The sequence below is a fragment of the Polaribacter butkevichii genome (assembly GCF_038024105.1).
Taxonomy (GTDB): Bacteria; Bacteroidota; Bacteroidia; order Flavobacteriales; family Flavobacteriaceae; genus Polaribacter; species Polaribacter butkevichii.
Window position 1 is genome coordinate 163,959 of the sequence record NZ_CP150661.1, and the last position, 17,624, is coordinate 181,582.

13 protein-coding genes are annotated in these 17,624 nt (G+C 30.7%); all 13 read left to right on the forward strand.

The window, feature by feature from the left end; translation table 11 throughout:
• Positions 1–6 precede the first annotated feature (6 nt).
• The 13 genes from uxuA to WG951_RS00655 all read left to right on the forward strand — a co-directional run bounded on the left by uxuA (position 7) and on the right by WG951_RS00655 (position 17,622).
• Entirely contained in the window at positions 7–1,194 is a 1,188-nt protein-coding gene (gene uxuA, locus WG951_RS00595; RefSeq protein ID WP_105048279.1) for a mannonate dehydratase, read from the forward strand.
• A gap of 67 nt (positions 1,195–1,261) precedes the next feature.
• Positions 1,262–2,101, forward strand: a complete 840-nt coding sequence (gene kduI, locus WG951_RS00600; protein WP_105048280.1) for a 5-dehydro-4-deoxy-D-glucuronate isomerase — start codon at positions 1,262–1,264, stop codon at positions 2,099–2,101.
• Between the two features lie 5 nt (positions 2,102–2,106).
• Positions 2,107–2,901 (forward strand): gluconate 5-dehydrogenase, encoded by a 795-nt coding sequence (locus WG951_RS00605; RefSeq protein WP_105048281.1) that lies wholly within the window; start codon positions 2,107–2,109, stop codon positions 2,899–2,901.
• On the forward strand, positions 2,901–4,052 hold the full coding sequence (locus WG951_RS00610) for a DUF4861 family protein (RefSeq protein WP_105048282.1): 1,152 nt from the start codon (positions 2,901–2,903) through the stop codon (positions 4,050–4,052). Before WG951_RS00605 ends, WG951_RS00610 begins: the two co-directional genes overlap by 1 nt.
• An 11-nt stretch (positions 4,053–4,063) precedes the next feature.
• Entirely contained in the window at positions 4,064–5,050 is a 987-nt protein-coding gene (locus tag WG951_RS00615) for a TRAP transporter substrate-binding protein (RefSeq protein WP_105048283.1), read from the forward strand.
• Positions 5,050–5,520, forward strand: a complete 471-nt coding sequence (locus WG951_RS00620) for a TRAP transporter small permease (protein ID WP_233269921.1) — start codon at positions 5,050–5,052, stop codon at positions 5,518–5,520. The genes WG951_RS00615 and WG951_RS00620 overlap by 1 nt, the downstream gene beginning before the upstream one ends.
• Positions 5,521–5,525: 5 nt before the next feature.
• The gene (locus WG951_RS00625) at positions 5,526–6,824 is read left to right on the forward strand and encodes a TRAP transporter large permease (protein WP_105048284.1); all 1,299 of its coding nucleotides are present in this window, start codon (positions 5,526–5,528) and stop codon (positions 6,822–6,824) included.
• Between the two features lie 208 nt (positions 6,825–7,032).
• On the forward strand, positions 7,033–8,172 hold the full coding sequence (locus WG951_RS00630; protein WP_105048285.1) for a hypothetical protein: 1,140 nt from the start codon (positions 7,033–7,035) through the stop codon (positions 8,170–8,172).
• 256 nt (positions 8,173–8,428) lie between these two features.
• Entirely contained in the window at positions 8,429–9,385 is a 957-nt protein-coding gene (locus tag WG951_RS00635) for a T9SS type A sorting domain-containing protein (RefSeq protein WP_105048286.1), read from the forward strand.
• A gap of 261 nt (positions 9,386–9,646) precedes the next feature.
• Complete coding sequence (locus WG951_RS00640; RefSeq protein WP_105048287.1) at positions 9,647–11,134, forward strand: hypothetical protein; 1,488 nt, start codon at positions 9,647–9,649, stop codon at positions 11,132–11,134.
• A gap of 1,213 nt (positions 11,135–12,347) precedes the next feature.
• On the forward strand, positions 12,348–12,683 hold the full coding sequence (locus tag WG951_RS00645) for a hypothetical protein (RefSeq protein WP_105048288.1): 336 nt from the start codon (positions 12,348–12,350) through the stop codon (positions 12,681–12,683).
• A 140-nt stretch (positions 12,684–12,823) separates the two neighbouring features.
• A complete protein-coding gene (locus WG951_RS00650) occupies positions 12,824–15,781 on the forward strand; it encodes a glycoside hydrolase family 2 protein (protein WP_170062868.1) in 2,958 nt (985 codons plus the stop codon).
• A 341-nt stretch (positions 15,782–16,122) separates the two neighbouring features.
• Positions 16,123–17,622 (forward strand): ThuA domain-containing protein, encoded by a 1,500-nt coding sequence (locus WG951_RS00655; RefSeq protein ID WP_170062869.1) that lies wholly within the window; start codon positions 16,123–16,125, stop codon positions 17,620–17,622.
• The last annotated feature ends 2 nt before the right edge of the window (positions 17,623–17,624 follow it).

Genomic DNA, 17,624 nt, shown 5'->3' on the forward strand with positions numbered 1-17,624 from the left:
AATAAAATGAGACAAAATTTAGAACAAACTTGGCGTTGGTATGGACCTAACGACCCAGTTTCTTTATCTGATATAAAACAATCGGGAGCAACAGGTGTTGTTTCTGCATTACATCATATTAAAAATGGTGAAGTTTGGACGGTTGAAGAAATCACCAAAAGAAAAGATATTATAGAAAATGTAGGATTAACATGGTCTGTAGTAGAGTCTGTGCCAATTCATGAAAACATTAAAACAAAGTCTGGTAATTATCAATTGTATATTGATAATTATAAGGAAACACTTTTAAATTTAGGTAAATGTGGTATTGATATTGTTTGTTACAATTTTATGCCCGTTTTAGATTGGACACGTACAAACTTAGATTATGAAGTGTCTGATAATTCTACAGCATTGCGTTTTGAAGCAGCTGCTTTTGCCGCTTTCGAATTGTATTTGTTAAAAAGACCAGGTGCGGAAAATGAATATTCTGATGCTCAGAAACAAAAAGCAGCAGATTTTTTAAAGAATGCATCCGCAGAAGATCAAAAAAGATTAATCAGAAATATTATTGCAGGTTTACCTGGGGCAGAAGAAGGATATTCTTTAGAAGAGTTTAATGCTATTTTGGCAACGTATAAAAACGTAGGTCCAACAGAATTAAAAGCCAATCTATTTTCATTTTTATCAGAAATTATTCCTGCTGCAGAACAAGCAGGTGTTTTAATGTGCATTCATCCAGATGATCCTCCTTTTCCTATTTTAGGTTTACCTAGAGTGGTATCTACAGAGCAAGATATTGTAGATTTATACGAGGCTGTTCCTTCACAAAATAACGGGTTAACTTTTTGTACAGGTTCTTTTGGTGTAAGAGCAGATAACGATTTAGCAGGTATGGTAGAGCGTTTAGGAGATAGAATACACTTTATTCATTTACGTGCAACAAAAAGAGATGCAGAAGGTAATTTTCATGAAGCAGATCATTTAGACGGAGACGTAGATATGTATGCTGTAATGAAAGCTTTAATTTTAGAACAGCAAAAAAGAATTGCTGCTGGTAGGCAAGATGTAAGAATGCCTTTTAGACCCGATCATGGTCATAAAATGTTAGACGATTTAAAGAAAAAAACAAATCCAGGTTACTCTGGTATTGGTCGCTTGCGTGGTTTGGCAGAATTACGAGGATTAGAATTAGGAATTAGACGTTCATTATAAAAAGAATAAAAATTACACCTCATAAGTTTAAAAACTTATGAGGTAAAAAATTATAAAATAAAATATTATGGCAACAACTTTCGAAACAAGATACGCTTCAAGTCCGCAAACAGTAAAAAAATACGATACTCAAGAATTAAGAGACGAGTTTTTAATTCCTGATTTAATGGAAGCAGGAAAAATAAAACTAACATATACACATTACGATAGATATATTGCTGGTGGAGCAGTACCAACAGCACCATTAAAATTAGAAACTATAGATCCTTTAAAAGCTAATTTTTTCTTAGAAAGAAGAGAAATGGGGATTATAAATGCAGGAGCTAGCGGAAGTATTTCTGTTGATGGAGACGTTTTTAAAATGAATCATAAAGATGCTTTATACATTGGTAAAGGTGCAAAAGATGTTGTTTTTACTAGTGATGATGCTAATAACCCTGCAAAATTTTATATCAATTCTGCACCAGCACATACTGCATTTCCAACAAAACATGTTACAAAAGAAGCTGCTAATAAAATAGAATTAGGAAGTTTAGAAACAGCAAATCACAGAACGGTAAACCAAATGATTATTGGAGGTATTGTAACTACTTGTCAATTACAAATGGGGATGACAGAGTTAAAAACAGGTTCTGTTTGGAACACAATGCCAGCACATGTGCATGATAGAAGAATGGAAGTGTATTATTATTTAGATATTCCTCAAGATCAAGCGGTATGTCACTTTATGGGACAACCACAAGAAACACGTCATATTTGGATGCAAAATCACCAAGCAGTAATTTCTCCACCTTGGTCAATTCACTCTGGATCAGGAACATCAAATTATACATTTATTTGGGGAATGGCAGGAGAAAATTTAGATTACAACGATATGGATGTAGCTAAAATAACAGATTTAAGATAAAAAAAATGTCACAAACTTTATTTGATATTACAGGAAAAGTTGCTTTAGTAACAGGGGCAACGCATGGTTTAGGAATGGCAATGGCAATGGGTTTGGGTAAATCTGGTGCTACGATTGTTGTGAATGGAAATTCATCACAAGAAAAAATTGATAATGCGGTTGCAGCATATCAAAAAGAAGGAATTACAGCGTTTGGTTACAAGTTTAATGTAGCCGATGAAACACAAGTAATTGCTAGTATAAAAAAGATTGAAGAAGAAGTTGGTGCTATTGATATTCTAGTAAATAATGCTGGTATTATTAAAAGAACACCATTAGTAGATATGGAAGTGGCCGACTTTAAACAAGTAATAGATATAGATTTGGTGAGTCCTTTTATTGTTTCTAAACACGTTGTTAAAGGAATGATAGCGCGTAAAGCAGGTAAAATCATTAATATTTGCTCTATGATGAGTGAGTTGGGTAGAAATACCGTTGGTGCCTATGCAGCAGCAAAAGGTGGTTTAGTAATGTTAACCAAGAACATGGCTACAGAATGGGCACGTTTTAATGTACAGGTAAACGGAATTGGACCAGGGTATTTTGCAACTTCGCAAACAGCTCCTATTCGTGTAGACGGACATCCGTTTAACGATTTTATAGTAAATAGAACACCAGCAAAAAAATGGGGAGATCCAAATGATTTGGCTGGTGCAACAATTTTCTTATCATCTAAAGCGAGTGATTTTGTAAACGGACATATTTTATATGTTGATGGTGGTATTTTGGCAACTATTGGTAAACCTTCAAACGAAGAATAATGAAAAAAGTAGCCCTATTTTTTTTAGCATTATCTCTTTTTATCAATTGTGATAAAAAAGCACAAGTACTTTCAACTATTGAAATAAAAAATGCACTCAATATTGATAGAGAATTTGAAACCGTAGAAATAGATATTTCTAATTTTGAGGTTAAAAATTATAAGATTTCTGAAGAAAATTCTGAAGAAAAAATTATTTTTCAATTAGTTGATACTAATTTCGATGGAAAAAATGATGTATTATTATTTCAACCAAAAATAGAAGCAAATTCAACTAAAAAGTATCTTTTATTAAGTTCAGACCAGAAACAAGATGCTGTGCTAGAAACTTGTTATTCTCGTTTTGTACCAGAAAGAACAGACGATTATGCCTGGGAAAACAATAGAGTTGCCTTTAGAACTTTTGGACCAGTAGCTCAAAAAATGATTGAAGACGGTGTAAAAGGAGGTACTTTAACAAGTGGAATGGATGCTTGGTTAAAACGAGTTGATTATCCAATTATTAATAAATGGTACAAAAAAGCCGAAACAGAAAAAGGTGCATACCATAAAGATCATGGTGAAGGTTTAGATAATTTTCATGTTGGAGTTAGTAGAGGAGTTGGCGGAATTGCAGTTAAAGTAGATACGTCTTATTATTTTTCTAAAAATTTTACAAGCTATAAAACAATTACCACAGGACCTATTAGAACAAGTTTTGTTTTAACCTATGCTAATTGGGATGCAAATGGAAAAGAGATTACAGAAACCAAACACATTTCTTTAGATTATGGTCAAAATTTATCTCGTTATGAGGTAGCTTTAAAAGGTACAGATACCATTTCAGTTGGGTTAACCTTACATAAAAAGGATGGTAAAACAGCTGACAATAATAATTGGATAAGCTATTGGGAACCTTTAGATGATTCAGAATTAGGGCAAGGTGTTGTAGCTTCAGATGCTTATTTTATCAATTCAGAAGTATATCTTACCTCAAAAAAGGATGAAAGTAATTTCTTTACAAATCTAAAAGTTATTGATCAAAAAGTAATTTATTACGCAGGCTTTGGTTGGAAAAAGAGTAATCAATTTAAAACGCAAACAGATTGGGAGTCTTATTTAGAAGGATTTGCCAAAAAGATTAATAATCCATTGATAATAAAAATACTATAAATCAATATATAATGATAAATAGGAATACTTTTTTTACCGTTTTACTCATCACTCTTTCTTTATTTTTAGTTGGATGTAAGACAGAAAAAACAACAAAAGTTTTAAAATTAGCCCATGGTTTAGATACGCAGCACCCGGTGCACAAAGCCATGGTTATTTTAGGAGAAAAACTAAAAGAAAAGTCGGGCGGTAAATTAATTGTTAATATTTATCCAAGTAGTCAATTAGGTGGAGAAAGAGAATGTTTAGAATTGTTGCAAATAGGTAGTTTAGATATTACAAAGGTTTCTGCAGCAGTTTTAGAAAATTTTATTCCAGAATATAAAGTGTTTAGTGTGCCATATATGTTTAGAAACAAGGCGCATACATTTAGTGTTTTTGATAGTGAGATTGGTGAACGTTTATTATTAAAAGGAGAAAAATTTAGATTACGTGGTTTAACTTTTTATGATGCAGGAAGTAGAAGTTTTTATATGAAAGAAAGCCCTATAAAAACGCCTAATGATTTAACTGGTAAAAAAATTAGAGTGCAAAAAAGTAACATGGCAGTTGCTATGATTAACGATTTAGGCGGGTCTCCAACACCAATTTCTTGGGGAGAATTATATACAGCCTTACAACAGGGAGTTGTAGATGGTGCAGAAAATAATCCACCAAGTTTTTATACCTCCAAACATTATGAAGTTTGTAAGTTTTATTCTTTAGATGAGCATACCTCTGTACCCGATGTATTATTAATTGGTACAGATACTTATAGTCGTTTAAACGAACAAGAAAGAGGATGGTTAAAAGAGGCCGTTGCAGAAAGTACCATAGCACAAAGAAAATTATGGGGAGCATCAGAAACAGCGTCTTTGGCAGCAGTTAAAAAAGCAGGTGTGCAAATTTTTTATCCAGATAAAAAACCTTTTGAAGAACAAACCAAAGGAATATTAGAGATGTTTTCTGATAATGAAGAAATGAAATCATTAATTATTTCCATAAAAAACCAACAATAATGAGAGCTAAAATTGATAATATATTAGAAAAATTAGTGCTTTTTATTTTAGCATTAATGTTATTAAGCGTTGTTTGGCAGGTGTTTTCTAGATTTATTTTACGAAACCCAAGTACTATTACAGATGAAATTTCTAGTTTCTCTTTAATTTGGTTAGGGTTGTTAGGTGCAGCATATGCAACAGGTAAGCATTTGCATTTGGCAATAGATTTAATTCCTGAAAAAGTGGTAGAAAGAAAACAAAATTTATTTGACGCAATTGTTTACTTATCCACTTTTGTTTTTGCTTTTACAGTTATGGTTATTGGTGGTGTTAGATTGTGCCAATTAAGTTTTCAATTTGGGCAAACATCAGCAACTTTAGAAATTCCTTTAGGCTTCATTTATTTAGTGGTTCCTATTTCTGGAATTCTAATTAGTTATTACAGTTTAGATACATTTATCAATAAAAGAAAATTAAATAAAGCTTAAAAGATATGAATTTAGTTGAAGTTTTAATTTTAGTTACCAGCTTTTTAATTTTCTTATCATTAAGAGTTCCAATTGCATATGCAATTGGTTTAGCTGCTTTGTTTACGCTATTAAGTGCCATGCCTTTTTTGCCATCGGTAACTACATTAGCGCAGAGAATGGCAACCTCTTTAGATAGTTTTACATTGTCTGCAATACCATTTTTTATATTGGCAGGTCAAATAATGAATAGAGGTGGAATTGCCGTTAGGTTAATTAATTTTGCAAAGGCAATTGTAGGCCCACTTCCTGGAGGTTTGGCTTTTGTAAATATTATATCTTGTATGCTTTTTGGGGCTATTTCTGGATCTGCAGTGGCTGCAGCATCTGCTATTGGAGGGTTTATGAACCCAATGATGGAAAAAGATGGCTATGATAAATCTTTTAGTGCTGCCGTAAATATTACAAGTGCAACTACTGGCTTAATAATTCCGCCAAGTAACGTATTAATTGTATATTCTTTGGCAAGTGGTGGTGTTTCTATTGCTGCCTTATTTATTGCAGGTTATGTACCAGGTTTATTAATTGGTTTAGCATTAATGATTGTTGCTTTAATTTATTCGATTATAAAGAAATATCCAACAGATAAATTAGTTAGTTTTAGAGAGTTTTTTAAACGTTTTATAGCAGCTTTACCAAGTTTAATGTTGTTAGTTGTAGTTATTGGTGGAATTGTAGCTGGTATTTTTACGGCTACAGAAGCATCTGCAATTGCTGTAATTTATACTCTGGTTTTAGGTTTTTTATATAAAGAAATTACAGTTAAAGATATTTCGCCAATATTATTAGAAACAGTAAAAACATCGGCAATTGTATTGTTATTAATAGCAACATCTATTGCAATGTCTTGGGTAATGAGTTACGAAAACATTCCGCAGGAAATTAGTAACACATTATTATCAATTAGTGATAACCCAATTGTAATTTTAATTATCATCAATTTAATATTATTATTTGTAGGTGTGTTTATGGATATGACTCCTGCTGTATTAATCTTTACACCAATTTTTCTACCAATTGTTACAGAATTAGGAATGGATCCAATTCATTTTGGAATTATTATGATTATGAATCTTTGTATTGGGTTATGTACCCCACCAGTTGGTTCTGTGCTTTTTGTAGGTTGTAGTGTTGCAGATTTAAAAATTCAGCAAGTAATAAAACCCTTGTTACCTTTATTTTTGGTGATGATAGCCATATTGTTATTAATTACATACTTCCCAGAATTAACACTTTGGTTGCCAAGACAATTTGATTTGATATAGCCAATATTTATTATTAGAGTTAATTTTAACAGCCCAATACGTTTTATTTTAAAACGTATTGGGCTGTTTTGTATAAGAATTACTTTAAATTAAACAGAGATATAGTACTCTCTTTTGTTACAGTATAGTAAAGGACACAATTACATTGTTTGCTAATTATCTTTGGTATTAACAAATAAAAATTTATCAACCATTTATATTTTATAAAATGAGCATATTAGAAAAAAACAAGCTAAAAGGAAAAGGTTTTTATAATAGTGTAATTCTCTTTTTTTTATTAGGATCAACCTTAAGTATATTCTCGCAAAAAGTATATGTAGAAAAAGATGGAATTGTAATGATGGAGGCAGAAAACACAACTTCTCCATTAGGTAAATGGGGGGTAAGTACACATTTCAATAATTATTCGGGCACAGGTTATATAGAGTATTTAGGAGGTGAAGTTACTGGGGTTGGTGCCGCAGAATCACCGTTAATTTATAGATTTAAAATTTTGCAAGCAGGGGATTACGCTTTACAGGTAAGAGGTAGATCTAGATTGTTAAAAGGTGAAGAAAGAGATTGGGCTAATGATGCATGGTTTAGAGTAGAAGGAGATTATACTGTGGGGGTTAATGGACCTAAAGATATTAGTTGGATGCAAAATAATACCAAGTTATTTGTAGGTAGAGGAGGTAATGGAAAATGGGGATGGGGTACCAATTATGATAAAAAACATGTGCAGCCAAAAGCAATATTTAAATTTAAAGCAGGAGAAATTTATACATTGATAATGTCTGGGCGTTCTAAACGATTTAATGTTGATAGAATTTTATTTTTTAAAACAACAATAGAAAACCACGTGGCAAGAGCCAATGTAACAGAATCAGAGTCTATTAATGACGATGAAATTACAGAAAAGTATACGTATTTAGCAATTAAAGATTTTGCTAATATAAATGCAGGCGAAGTACATTATTATAAGGATAAAGTAAGAAAAGCACTAGCAATTAAAGCATCGGTAGTAGTAGATAGAGATAAGTTTGCAAAAGCTGAAACAATTTTTACAGGTAAAGATGGTGCTTATAATATTACTTTAAATACACTGGCAGAGTTTGATGGAGAGTGTACTTACCATGTTTTTGTAAATAAATATTTAGTAGGTACTTACCAAAATTCAGCTGTAAACAAAGACAACGATTATAAAAAAGAACAAGTAATCTTTAAAAATATAAAAATAAACCAAGGAGATGCCATTGCTGTATCTTCTAATACCCATACAAATGGGTTAATACCAGAAGGTAATGGTACTGCTTGGGCACGAGGTAGGTGGGAGAGTCTTTTAATAACAACTTTTAAAAATAATTAACAAATTTTTCATTAAAAAGATAATTTATTTTCTGATTATGATTTTTTTTAAAATTAAATAAGTGTAGTTTGAAAGGGTATATTTTGTGGATTATCCCAATAAAGTATAATCTATATATCTTTTTTGTAGTAAAAAAATATCAATTTTAATCACATTTGTGTTAAATTAAAACACATAGCAGTATAGTACAGGATGCAATTATTAGAATGCGAGAATATATTTGTTGAAACGAGTATTAATTAATAATAAAAAACTTATGAAAACAAAATTACACAAAGCGCTATTTATAGGTGCATTAGCTCTTTTAGGAGCTCAAACGTCTCAAGCACAACAATATTTTGGTGAACCTTTTGGAGGTACTGCTCAAAAAATTGGTACAGCAGTAGGTGTTAGTGATAAAATTCAATTAGAAGACTTTGATGGTTTACAAGGATTTCCTGATGGTTTTAATATTGGGGCTAATTTTTCAGCGGATGCTTTTGGTACTTACTATGATAAAAGTGCAGGTGGTAACGGTGTTCCTGGAAATAATGCAGGAGGAGATGTAGCAGGAACTTATAGACCAACAGGTGAAGTAGATATTGTAGATATAGCTTATGATGATGGTACTAGTGGTTATGTAATTACAGGGGTTCAAGGTGGAGAGTATCAACTAATCACTATTGAGGTGGTTACTTCTGGTACATATCATTTAAATTTAAATTTTAGAAGTTTTGGTGCAAACAAAAGATACCAAATCGCTAAGCATTCTATAGAAGATTTATCAGCACCTGCTCAAACTATATTTAATGCAACAAGTGCAGATGCAGCTGATGGAACGTTGGCTTCTACAAATGATCCAGATGATGGAGGGTATATCTTTAGAGATTCTCATGATTCACAACCTTTTGTTTTAGAGGCAGGTACTTATGTATTTAGATTTAGAACGTTAGATGGTGGACCAAATTTTGATTATGTTTCTTTTACTTTAGATTCAACAGATACAGCTAGTGTAGATGATGCAGAAGCTAAAGGTAGTAGCTTATCTGCATACCCAAACCCAGCTATTGGAGGAGTATTTAATTTAAGTGAAGAAAGCAAATGGGAAGTTTATAACGTTTTAGGAGTTAAAATGTTAAAAGGAGAAGGTACTTCTGTAGATTTATCTCAAATTGCAAAAGGAATTTATATTTTAAAAACACCTTATACAAGTAAAACATTAATATCTAAATAAGTTTAGATTTAATATATTTTAAGAGGCTATCTAATTTTATTAGATAGCCTTTTTAATTCTATAAATAGGATTGTTTTAATTGCATAATTTAAATACAACAATCAATTTAAACGAGACAAAAAAAAGTTTCATTAAGATCGAAAAATAAAACCTTAAGGTGCTATAATATTGTGAATTTTACAGTATAGTGCAGGATGGTTTTATTTGTTTGGTAAACTAAATTTACAGAATAAGTAATTAAATTAATAAATAAAACTAAAAATGAAAAAAATCACTTACATATTGTTATTATGTGTTATCTCATTTTCTTGTACTAGTGAAGTAGATGACGATGTTACAGGAGCAAATTCGGCTACAGGAGACGGTTGGTTTACTGGTTTAGATTTGCCTTTTGCAGATAAAACAGGATACCCTTACAAGTCAGATAAAATGACAACGGCAACATTAAGCATTAATACTTCTTCTAAATTTACGGCTAATAATCTTTTATTAGGAGCTAATTTTGGCGGTTTTTCAAGCAATGAAGAGAAAGAAATTATTAGATTTTTAAAACCAGTTACGGTTCATTTTCCAAATGGTGTTTGGGCTAATTGGTATAATTGGGAAAAAGATATTTCTGAATATGACGCTACTGATTCTTACGATATTGGTGATTTTCATAGAGGAGTTATGGATGATTGGGCAGCAAATAATACTACAACAGGATTTCCTGGTATGAAAACATTACATGATGAATTGGCCTTTAATACCCTTTTTACATATAATGTTAATTATGACTCACCTGCTAAGTCTTTAGAAAGATTAAAAGATAGAGAAGCTAAAGGATTTGATGTGCAATATGTAGAGTTAGGTAACGAACAATATTTTGAAGATCAACGTGCAGGAAGAACAAGCTCTACAATATTTTTTGGTCGTTTTGCAAGTCAAATTGCAACAGCTTTAAAAAATGAAAAACCTAATTTAAAGATTGCTGTACCTTATGGGTGGAGAGATAATGAGGATGCGGCTTATAATCTTCAGGTAGGATTTTTTGGAAAAAGTTTTTATGATGCAATTTCATTACATAGAAATATTGAAGTTGAAAATACAACAGAAGATGTTGTAAAATCTCCAGATGCATATAAAACTATTTTAAATAGTAGATTAACTCTTAAAGAATCTTCTGATTTTGCATTAAGTTTTCTAGGAGAAGATCAAAAACCAATTTGGTTATCAGAATGGGGTGTAAGTTGTGGTTTAAATGCAGCATCTTTTTTAGGGCAAGCAGATGTTTATATGTATTTGTTTGAAAATCAAGATTTATACGAGCGTGCAGAATGGAATGGTTTATTAGACGAAAACCCTATGTACACTTTTGAAGGTGATAAATCTTTAGCGAATATGAAAAAAACTGGTTATGGAGCAGTATATGAAATTACACGTGATGTATTTGAAAACAGTGAGGTTTACGAGTCTACTATTTCAACAAGAATTTTAGATACAGATGTAAATGCAGTAGAAGCTAAAGCAGTTACAAAAAATGGAGAAACAATTGTTTATGCAGTTAATAAAACAGTTAGAAGTGTTCCGTTTAGAGTAAAAGTAGACGGAGTAGTTTCTGATGCATCTAAAAAACACGAAGCATTATCTTTTGATAGTCTTCAAGACAACAAGCTTTTAAATATGGATGAAAGTCCTTTAACACTAATTAATGAGGGAACAGAAATTATCGTTTTACCTCCATTATCTGTTAATAAAATATCATTCTAAATTGTAAATTAGAATTCTTAATTTGTGCTAATTTAAACTGCTATCAATTTTGTTATCAGTTTAAATTAGCATTTTTTTTTACTTATAACTAAAAAGTAATTCTTCTAAGCGTATAGAATAAGATGGTAAATCTGGAGTTGTTTTTACTTAAATTTAAGCTAATTTGTTAATTTTACTAAGTGTTTAATAAAGTATGTTAGAAAAAGTTTAAGGGCTTTGATAGAAGATAATTAAAACCTATTGCAGGTGCTTTAAAGTTTGTTTTAGGAGAATTAAATTTATCAGTTTCTAAAAACTATATTTTTATTAATATAGTTAGGTTTAAAACCTCTTTATAGAATTTAAATTAAATGTAACTAAAAAATTAGGTATGTTTCTAGGGTGTAATATGCAATTGAGTTTCTTTTTACTTTAATTAGTTGTGATAAAAAAACGTCTTAATACAACCAAGTTGAATACCCAAATAGCTTAATATATTTACATAAAAATGTAATAAATTATTATCTAAATTTAAAAATAGATAATCTTCAGGATAAAAAATACCTTGAAGATTTAGAAGAAAATGGTTCTTTTTTAACGATTGAATATAGCAATAAAATACGTGGATATTGGCCTGTAAAAAAGTATTTAGAATATGTACAAAATTTAGCCATTGCATATAAAAATATATCTTTTCAATTTTAAGAAAATACAGACTAAAATGGTCAACAATGTATTATTTGTAATCATAAATATTGCATAAGTGCTTCTGGCAGACAATTGTTTCCGAATGAACAAACAAAAAAATATAAGATTTTTAAAGGCTGCTATTAAAAAAATGTAAATCTTAGACATAGTTTTGCAAAAGCTTATGAAAAGGCTATAGATTCATTAGATCGGCTTTAACATGATTATACAGGATATTTATTTACAACATACTAAAAGTTTAGGGCTTAAAATCGTTTTTTGTACGGGATCCTACTCAAAAATTACAAACGTTAAATATTAAATTTAACAACAATTTTAAATGGTTTAAGTAATATTAAGGTAGATCTTTTATTAGAAAATAAAACAAGAAATGCAATACAAATTATTCTAAAAAAATAATAATATTTAACAGACATAGCAGTATAGTGCAGGACACTTAGTTTTTTTTCTATGATTAAATTAGCATACACCTAAGTTTTGATAGGTGAAAATAAGTTTTAATTCATTTTAAATTATATCCTAAATTATGAAAAAAGTAGTATTATTAGTTTTTATAGTTTTAATTTCTTTATCAACCTATTCTCAAAAGAGGTTTGAAACAGCAGCTAAAACTACTGTAGAAAAAATGCAAAAAGTAATTTCTATATCAGAAGCCGAAGCCGAAGCTATTTATAAAGTAGAGTTAAATTCTAATAAAAAAAGAGCTGAAGTTCGTAAGGAAAATGCAGGAAATAAAACAGAAATTCAAGCTTTAATGAAAGAGATTAATCAAGATAAATTTCAAGAAATTAGAAAAATTATTGGGAAGAAAAAGTTTCAAGAGTGGTCTAGTTTTTTAAAAGAAGAAAGATCTAAAAAGTAAATAATAGAAATAAGTTAAAAATAAAAAAAGGAATCTGAAAGGATTCCTTTTTTTAAAATATATAAACTAGCAGTTAGCTTATAAAAAATAAATTAATGATGTTTAAATTACATTTCAAAAAAACATTTTATCTAATATTAATGTCCAGCTTTATTTTAACGTCTTGTGCCAATACAAACCAAGACCTATCTAAAGAAGCAATTACTGAAAAAGGTAATAGAATCAAATATAATTTTAATCTGGACTGGAAATTTATTAAAGAAAATCCGGAAAAAGCACAAGATAAAAATTTTGACGATAGCTCTTGGAGTACAGTAAGTGCACCACATACCTTTAATGATATAGATACTTTTGATGATTTAAGCCTTGGTGGCCATAAAGGAGAGAAAAATCAGTGGAGAGGTACTGTGTGGTATAGAAAACACTTTAAATTACCAGCAAAAGAAGCCGATAAAAAGGTGTATATAGAGTTTGAAGGTGTACGTCAAATTGCAGATGTGTACATTAATGGACACTATTTAGGTAAAAATCAAACAGGGTTTATTCCTTTTGGATATGATATTTCATCATATTTAAAATTTGGTACAGAAGAAAATGTTATTGCAGTTAAAGTGAATAACGATAGAAAAAGCGATAACTTTAGAGATAATGACCCTTTAGTTTGGAATCATGAACATTGGCATCCAACACATGGTGGTATTTATAGAAATGTTTTTCTACACACAATGGATCCTTTACATGTTACCCTACCACTTTATGATAATTTAGAAACTGTTGGTACATATGTTTATGCAGATAACATTACAGCTACAAATGCAGATGTAACTACAAATGCAGAGGTTTTAAATGAATATGAAACAGAAAAAGAAGTTACCTATGTAACACAGATAGTAGATAGAGAAGGGCAAGTAGTGGCTACTTCATCAGCAAATAAAAAATTAAAAGCTAAAGAAAAATTTACATTTTCTACAACAGCAAGTGTATCAAATCCTAAACGTTGGTATACACGTAACCCATATATGTATAAGGTTTTAACTTTTTTAAAAGAAGGAGATAAAATTGTTGATAGATATGAAACTCCTTTAGGTATTAGAAGTTTCGAATTTAATAAAGATTCTGGTTTTTATAATAATGGAGAGCATGCAAAATTACATGGTTGGGGACAAAAACCTACAAATACATGGGCTGGTTTAGGAGCAGCATTACCAGATTGGTTAAGAGAGTATACTTTTGATTTAATGGATAAAGCAGGTGGTAATTTTATACGTTGGGGACATTGTGCAGGATCTCCGGCAGAAGTTGCTTTTGGAGATAAATATGGTTTTGTAACATTAATGCCAGGGGTGTCAGGAGAATCTCAAGATGAAGGAGAAGTTTGGGATATTAGAATAAAAGCATTTAAAGATATGATGGTTTATTACAGAAATCATCCATCTATTTTTATTTGGGAAGGTGGTAATTGGGCAGAAACAGAAGCGCACTATAAAGAAATATTAGATATTATTGCAACCGTTGATCCTAATGGAAAGAGATTAATGGGTAACAGACGTTCTGATACAAAAATAGAGTCTGAAAAGTATGTTACCATAGAAGTAGGAACAGAAGGATGGGAAAGAGAGTTTGCTAGTTTACCTCTTATAGAAAGTGAATATATGAGAGATGAAGCCCCAAGACGTATTTGGGATAAATACTCTCCGGATGATAATTTTTGGAACAATCCTAATTTAAGTAAAAATACTTATGATATAGGATCAGAACAATTTGCCGTTGGTCAAGTACATCATTGGTGGACTAAAATGGGTAAAAAACCATTTCATAGTGGTGGCGCAAATTGGGTGTTTTCAGACGGACCTCATGGAGGTAGAAACCCTACAGAGGTTACAAGAGCTAGTGGAGAAGTAGATGGAGTTAGATTACCTAAAGAAGCTTTTTATGCAGTAAAAGCGATGTGGAGGCCAGAAGCTCAGATACATGTTATTGGTCATTGGAATTATAAAGAAGGAACTAAAAAAGACATGTATGTAATTTCTAACTGCGAAACGGTTAAATTATATGTAAATGGTAATTTATTAGGAACAAATTCTAAACCAGTTGATGGGTATGTTTATAAATTCTCTAATGTAGAATGGAAATCTGGTGAAATTAAAGTAGAAGGATATTTAAATGATAAATTAGTAGTCTCGCAAACAAAAAAGACAATTGGAGATCCAGTAGCTATTAAATTGACACCAATTACTGGGGCCAAAGGATGGCTTGCAGACGGGTCTGATATTGCATTATTAGATTTTGAAGTTGTTGATAAAAATGGAAATAGATGTCCTTTAGATGCAGGTCGTGTAGACTTTACTATTTCTGGTCCTGCAATATGGCGTGGGGGATATAATAGCGGAAAAGCAAATTCTACCAATAATTTATATTTAGATACAGAAGCCGGAATTAATAGAGTAGCAATTCGTTCTCTTTTAAAAGCAGGCGATGTAACAATTACTGCGTCAAGAAAAGGGATAAAACCGGCAACTATAACCTTAACTTCTTTACCAATTGATATTACTGATGGATTAACAACAACACTTCCTCAGGGGTATTATGATGGAGTTATTGCGGAAGAACCAGTACCAGTTCATATACCAAAAATGCCTCCTTATGTACCAGGAATTAAAAATAGAAGTGAATTATTTACTAATTTTAGTTATACAGGTGATGCAAAAGCGATGTTGAGAACTACAATGAATTGGGGTAAAAAAGCATATACAGATTTAGATCAGAATTATACTGTTATTCCAGGTTATCTAAGATTTGCAGAATATATTAGAACTCCAAATTCAGATACAAAATATTGGGCTAGAGATCAGTTGCAATTTATTGCAGGGGCAGATATGGAAATTTATGTATTGCATGATGATCGTGTAAAAAGACCAGCGTTTTTGTTAGAAGACTATAAAGATATTGGAGATAATGTTAATGTTGGTACAGTAACAATGTCTGTTTTTAAAAGAACAGCCAAAAAGGGAGAAAGTATTATTATGGCAGGAAATAGTGATAGCGGTGTGCCTAAAGATAGTAGAATGTATACCGTTATAGGAAAGAAAATAAAATAGCATAAAATTTTTGTTTTTAAATGTAAAACATGAGATATAAATAGGAAATCATTACTATTTTTTATCTCATGTTTTTTTTGATGTAAACTCTTTTAGTAATTTAATAATTGATTCGTTTACAAATCATAAAAATGATGAATAGTATTTTCTGAAAAATAGATTTAGCAGAAAAATTATCAAGAAAAAAAAGCAATCATAATAGTACAGGATAGAGTCAAAAAATTAAAAGCTTAACCTTGTATAATAATATTTTTTCAATGGTTTTTAAGAAAATAGTAATTACATTTTTTTGTTTGTTCTATGTGTTTATTACTTATTCTAAACAAAAGGAACCTTCAATTTTGGTATTCTCAAAAACAGCAAGTTTTAGACATAAGTCTATTCCTGCTGGTATTCAGTTTTTTACTAATTTAAAGAACGAAACAAGCTGGAAAATAGATTTCTCTGAAGATGCTAATGACTTTACTTTAGAAAATTTAAAGAATTATAATGTTGTTGTTTTTTTAAACACAACCGGAAATATCTTAGATAAAAATCAAAAAGAAGCGTTTCAAAAATATATTGGCCATGGAAATGGTTTTGTAGGTATTCATGCAGCTTCTGATACCGAAAAAGAATGGACTTGGTATGGAGATATGGTGGGAGCGGTTTTTAAAGATCATCCTAAGGTACAAAAAGCAAAAGTATATTTTAACAATTCTAGTTTACATCCTGCAACAAATCATTTAAAAGAAGAAGAGCTTTTTAGGGATGAATGGTATAATTTTAAAAAACCAGTAGCAAGCCATGTAAATGTTTTAGCAACTGTAGATGAAACTTCATATACAGGAAAACAGATGAATACAAAAAATCATCCTATTACTTGGTTTCATCATTTTAATGGAGGTCGAATTTTTTATACAGGTTTAGGGCATACCATTACATCTTATGCAGATGCTCGGTTTCAGAAAATGATTAAGGGAGCTATACTTTGGGCGGCAGATTTAGAACAAATTAAAAAACCATCTACAAAAAAATGGACAAATCTGTTTGAAGGAAATCCATCAGAAAATTGGGATGTTTTTATTGGAGCTCCGCATGCAAGTGTAAAAGATTTAAAGAATATAGACCCAAAAAGCGATGGTAAAAATGCAACACCTTTAGGGTTAAATAATGATCCAAAAAACGTTTTTAAATTTGAAAAAGAAAGTGGAGAAAATATTTTACATATTTCTGGAGAAATTTATGGCGCCTTAACTTCTAAGCAAGAGTATGAAAATTATCATTTAAAATTAGAATTTAAATGGGGAGAACAAATTTGGGAACCTCGTTTATTAAGAAAAAGAGATAGTGGCATTTTATACCATTGTTATGGCCCAAATGATGCTTTTTGGAATGTTTGGATGTCATCACAAGAGTTTCAAGTTCAAGAAGGAGATTTAGGGGATTATTACGCTTTAAGCGGAACCTTAATAGATATTCCATCAGAAAAAATAGAAGGAGAAAAAGAATTTACGTATGTTAAAAATGGAGGCTTAAACCCGTTTTCTAGCACACAACGTGTACCGCCCAACCATTGTAATAAAGGTTTTGATAATGAGAAACCACATGGAGAATGGAATACTTTAGAATTAATAAGTTATAAAGGTACTAGTTACCATGTTGTAAACGGAAAAGTTGTAATGGCTTTGTATAATTCTAGATATAAAAATTCAGACGATAAAATTGTTCCATTAACAAAGGGGAAAATTCAAATTCAATCTGAAGCAGCAGAAGTTTTTTATAAAAATGTTCATATTAAATCTATAACAAACCTGCCAAGAAAGTATAAAAAACAGGTAAAAAACAGAAAAAATAAATAGAG

Excerpts from the sequence above, each read along its gene's own strand:
- uxuA (WP_105048279.1), top strand. The coding sequence starts at position 7 with ATGAGACAAAATTTAGAACAAACTTGGCGTTGGTATGGACCTAACGAC.
- kduI (WP_105048280.1), top strand. The coding sequence starts at position 1,262 with ATGGCAACAACTTTCGAAACAAGATACGCTTCAAGTCCGCAAACAGTA.
- WG951_RS00605 (WP_105048281.1), top strand. The coding sequence starts at position 2,107 with ATGTCACAAACTTTATTTGATATTACAGGAAAAGTTGCTTTAGTAACA.
- WG951_RS00610 (WP_105048282.1), top strand. The coding sequence starts at position 2,901 with ATGAAAAAAGTAGCCCTATTTTTTTTAGCATTATCTCTTTTTATCAAT.
- WG951_RS00615 (WP_105048283.1), top strand. The coding sequence starts at position 4,064 with ATGATAAATAGGAATACTTTTTTTACCGTTTTACTCATCACTCTTTCT.
- WG951_RS00620 (WP_233269921.1), top strand. The coding sequence starts at position 5,050 with ATGAGAGCTAAAATTGATAATATATTAGAAAAATTAGTGCTTTTTATT.
- WG951_RS00625 (WP_105048284.1), top strand. The coding sequence starts at position 5,526 with ATGAATTTAGTTGAAGTTTTAATTTTAGTTACCAGCTTTTTAATTTTC.
- WG951_RS00630 (WP_105048285.1), top strand. The coding sequence starts at position 7,033 with ATGAGCATATTAGAAAAAAACAAGCTAAAAGGAAAAGGTTTTTATAAT.
- WG951_RS00635 (WP_105048286.1), top strand. The coding sequence starts at position 8,429 with ATGAAAACAAAATTACACAAAGCGCTATTTATAGGTGCATTAGCTCTT.
- WG951_RS00640 (WP_105048287.1), top strand. The coding sequence starts at position 9,647 with ATGAAAAAAATCACTTACATATTGTTATTATGTGTTATCTCATTTTCT.
- WG951_RS00645 (WP_105048288.1), top strand. The coding sequence starts at position 12,348 with ATGAAAAAAGTAGTATTATTAGTTTTTATAGTTTTAATTTCTTTATCA.
- WG951_RS00650 (WP_170062868.1), top strand. The coding sequence starts at position 12,824 with ATGTCCAGCTTTATTTTAACGTCTTGTGCCAATACAAACCAAGACCTA.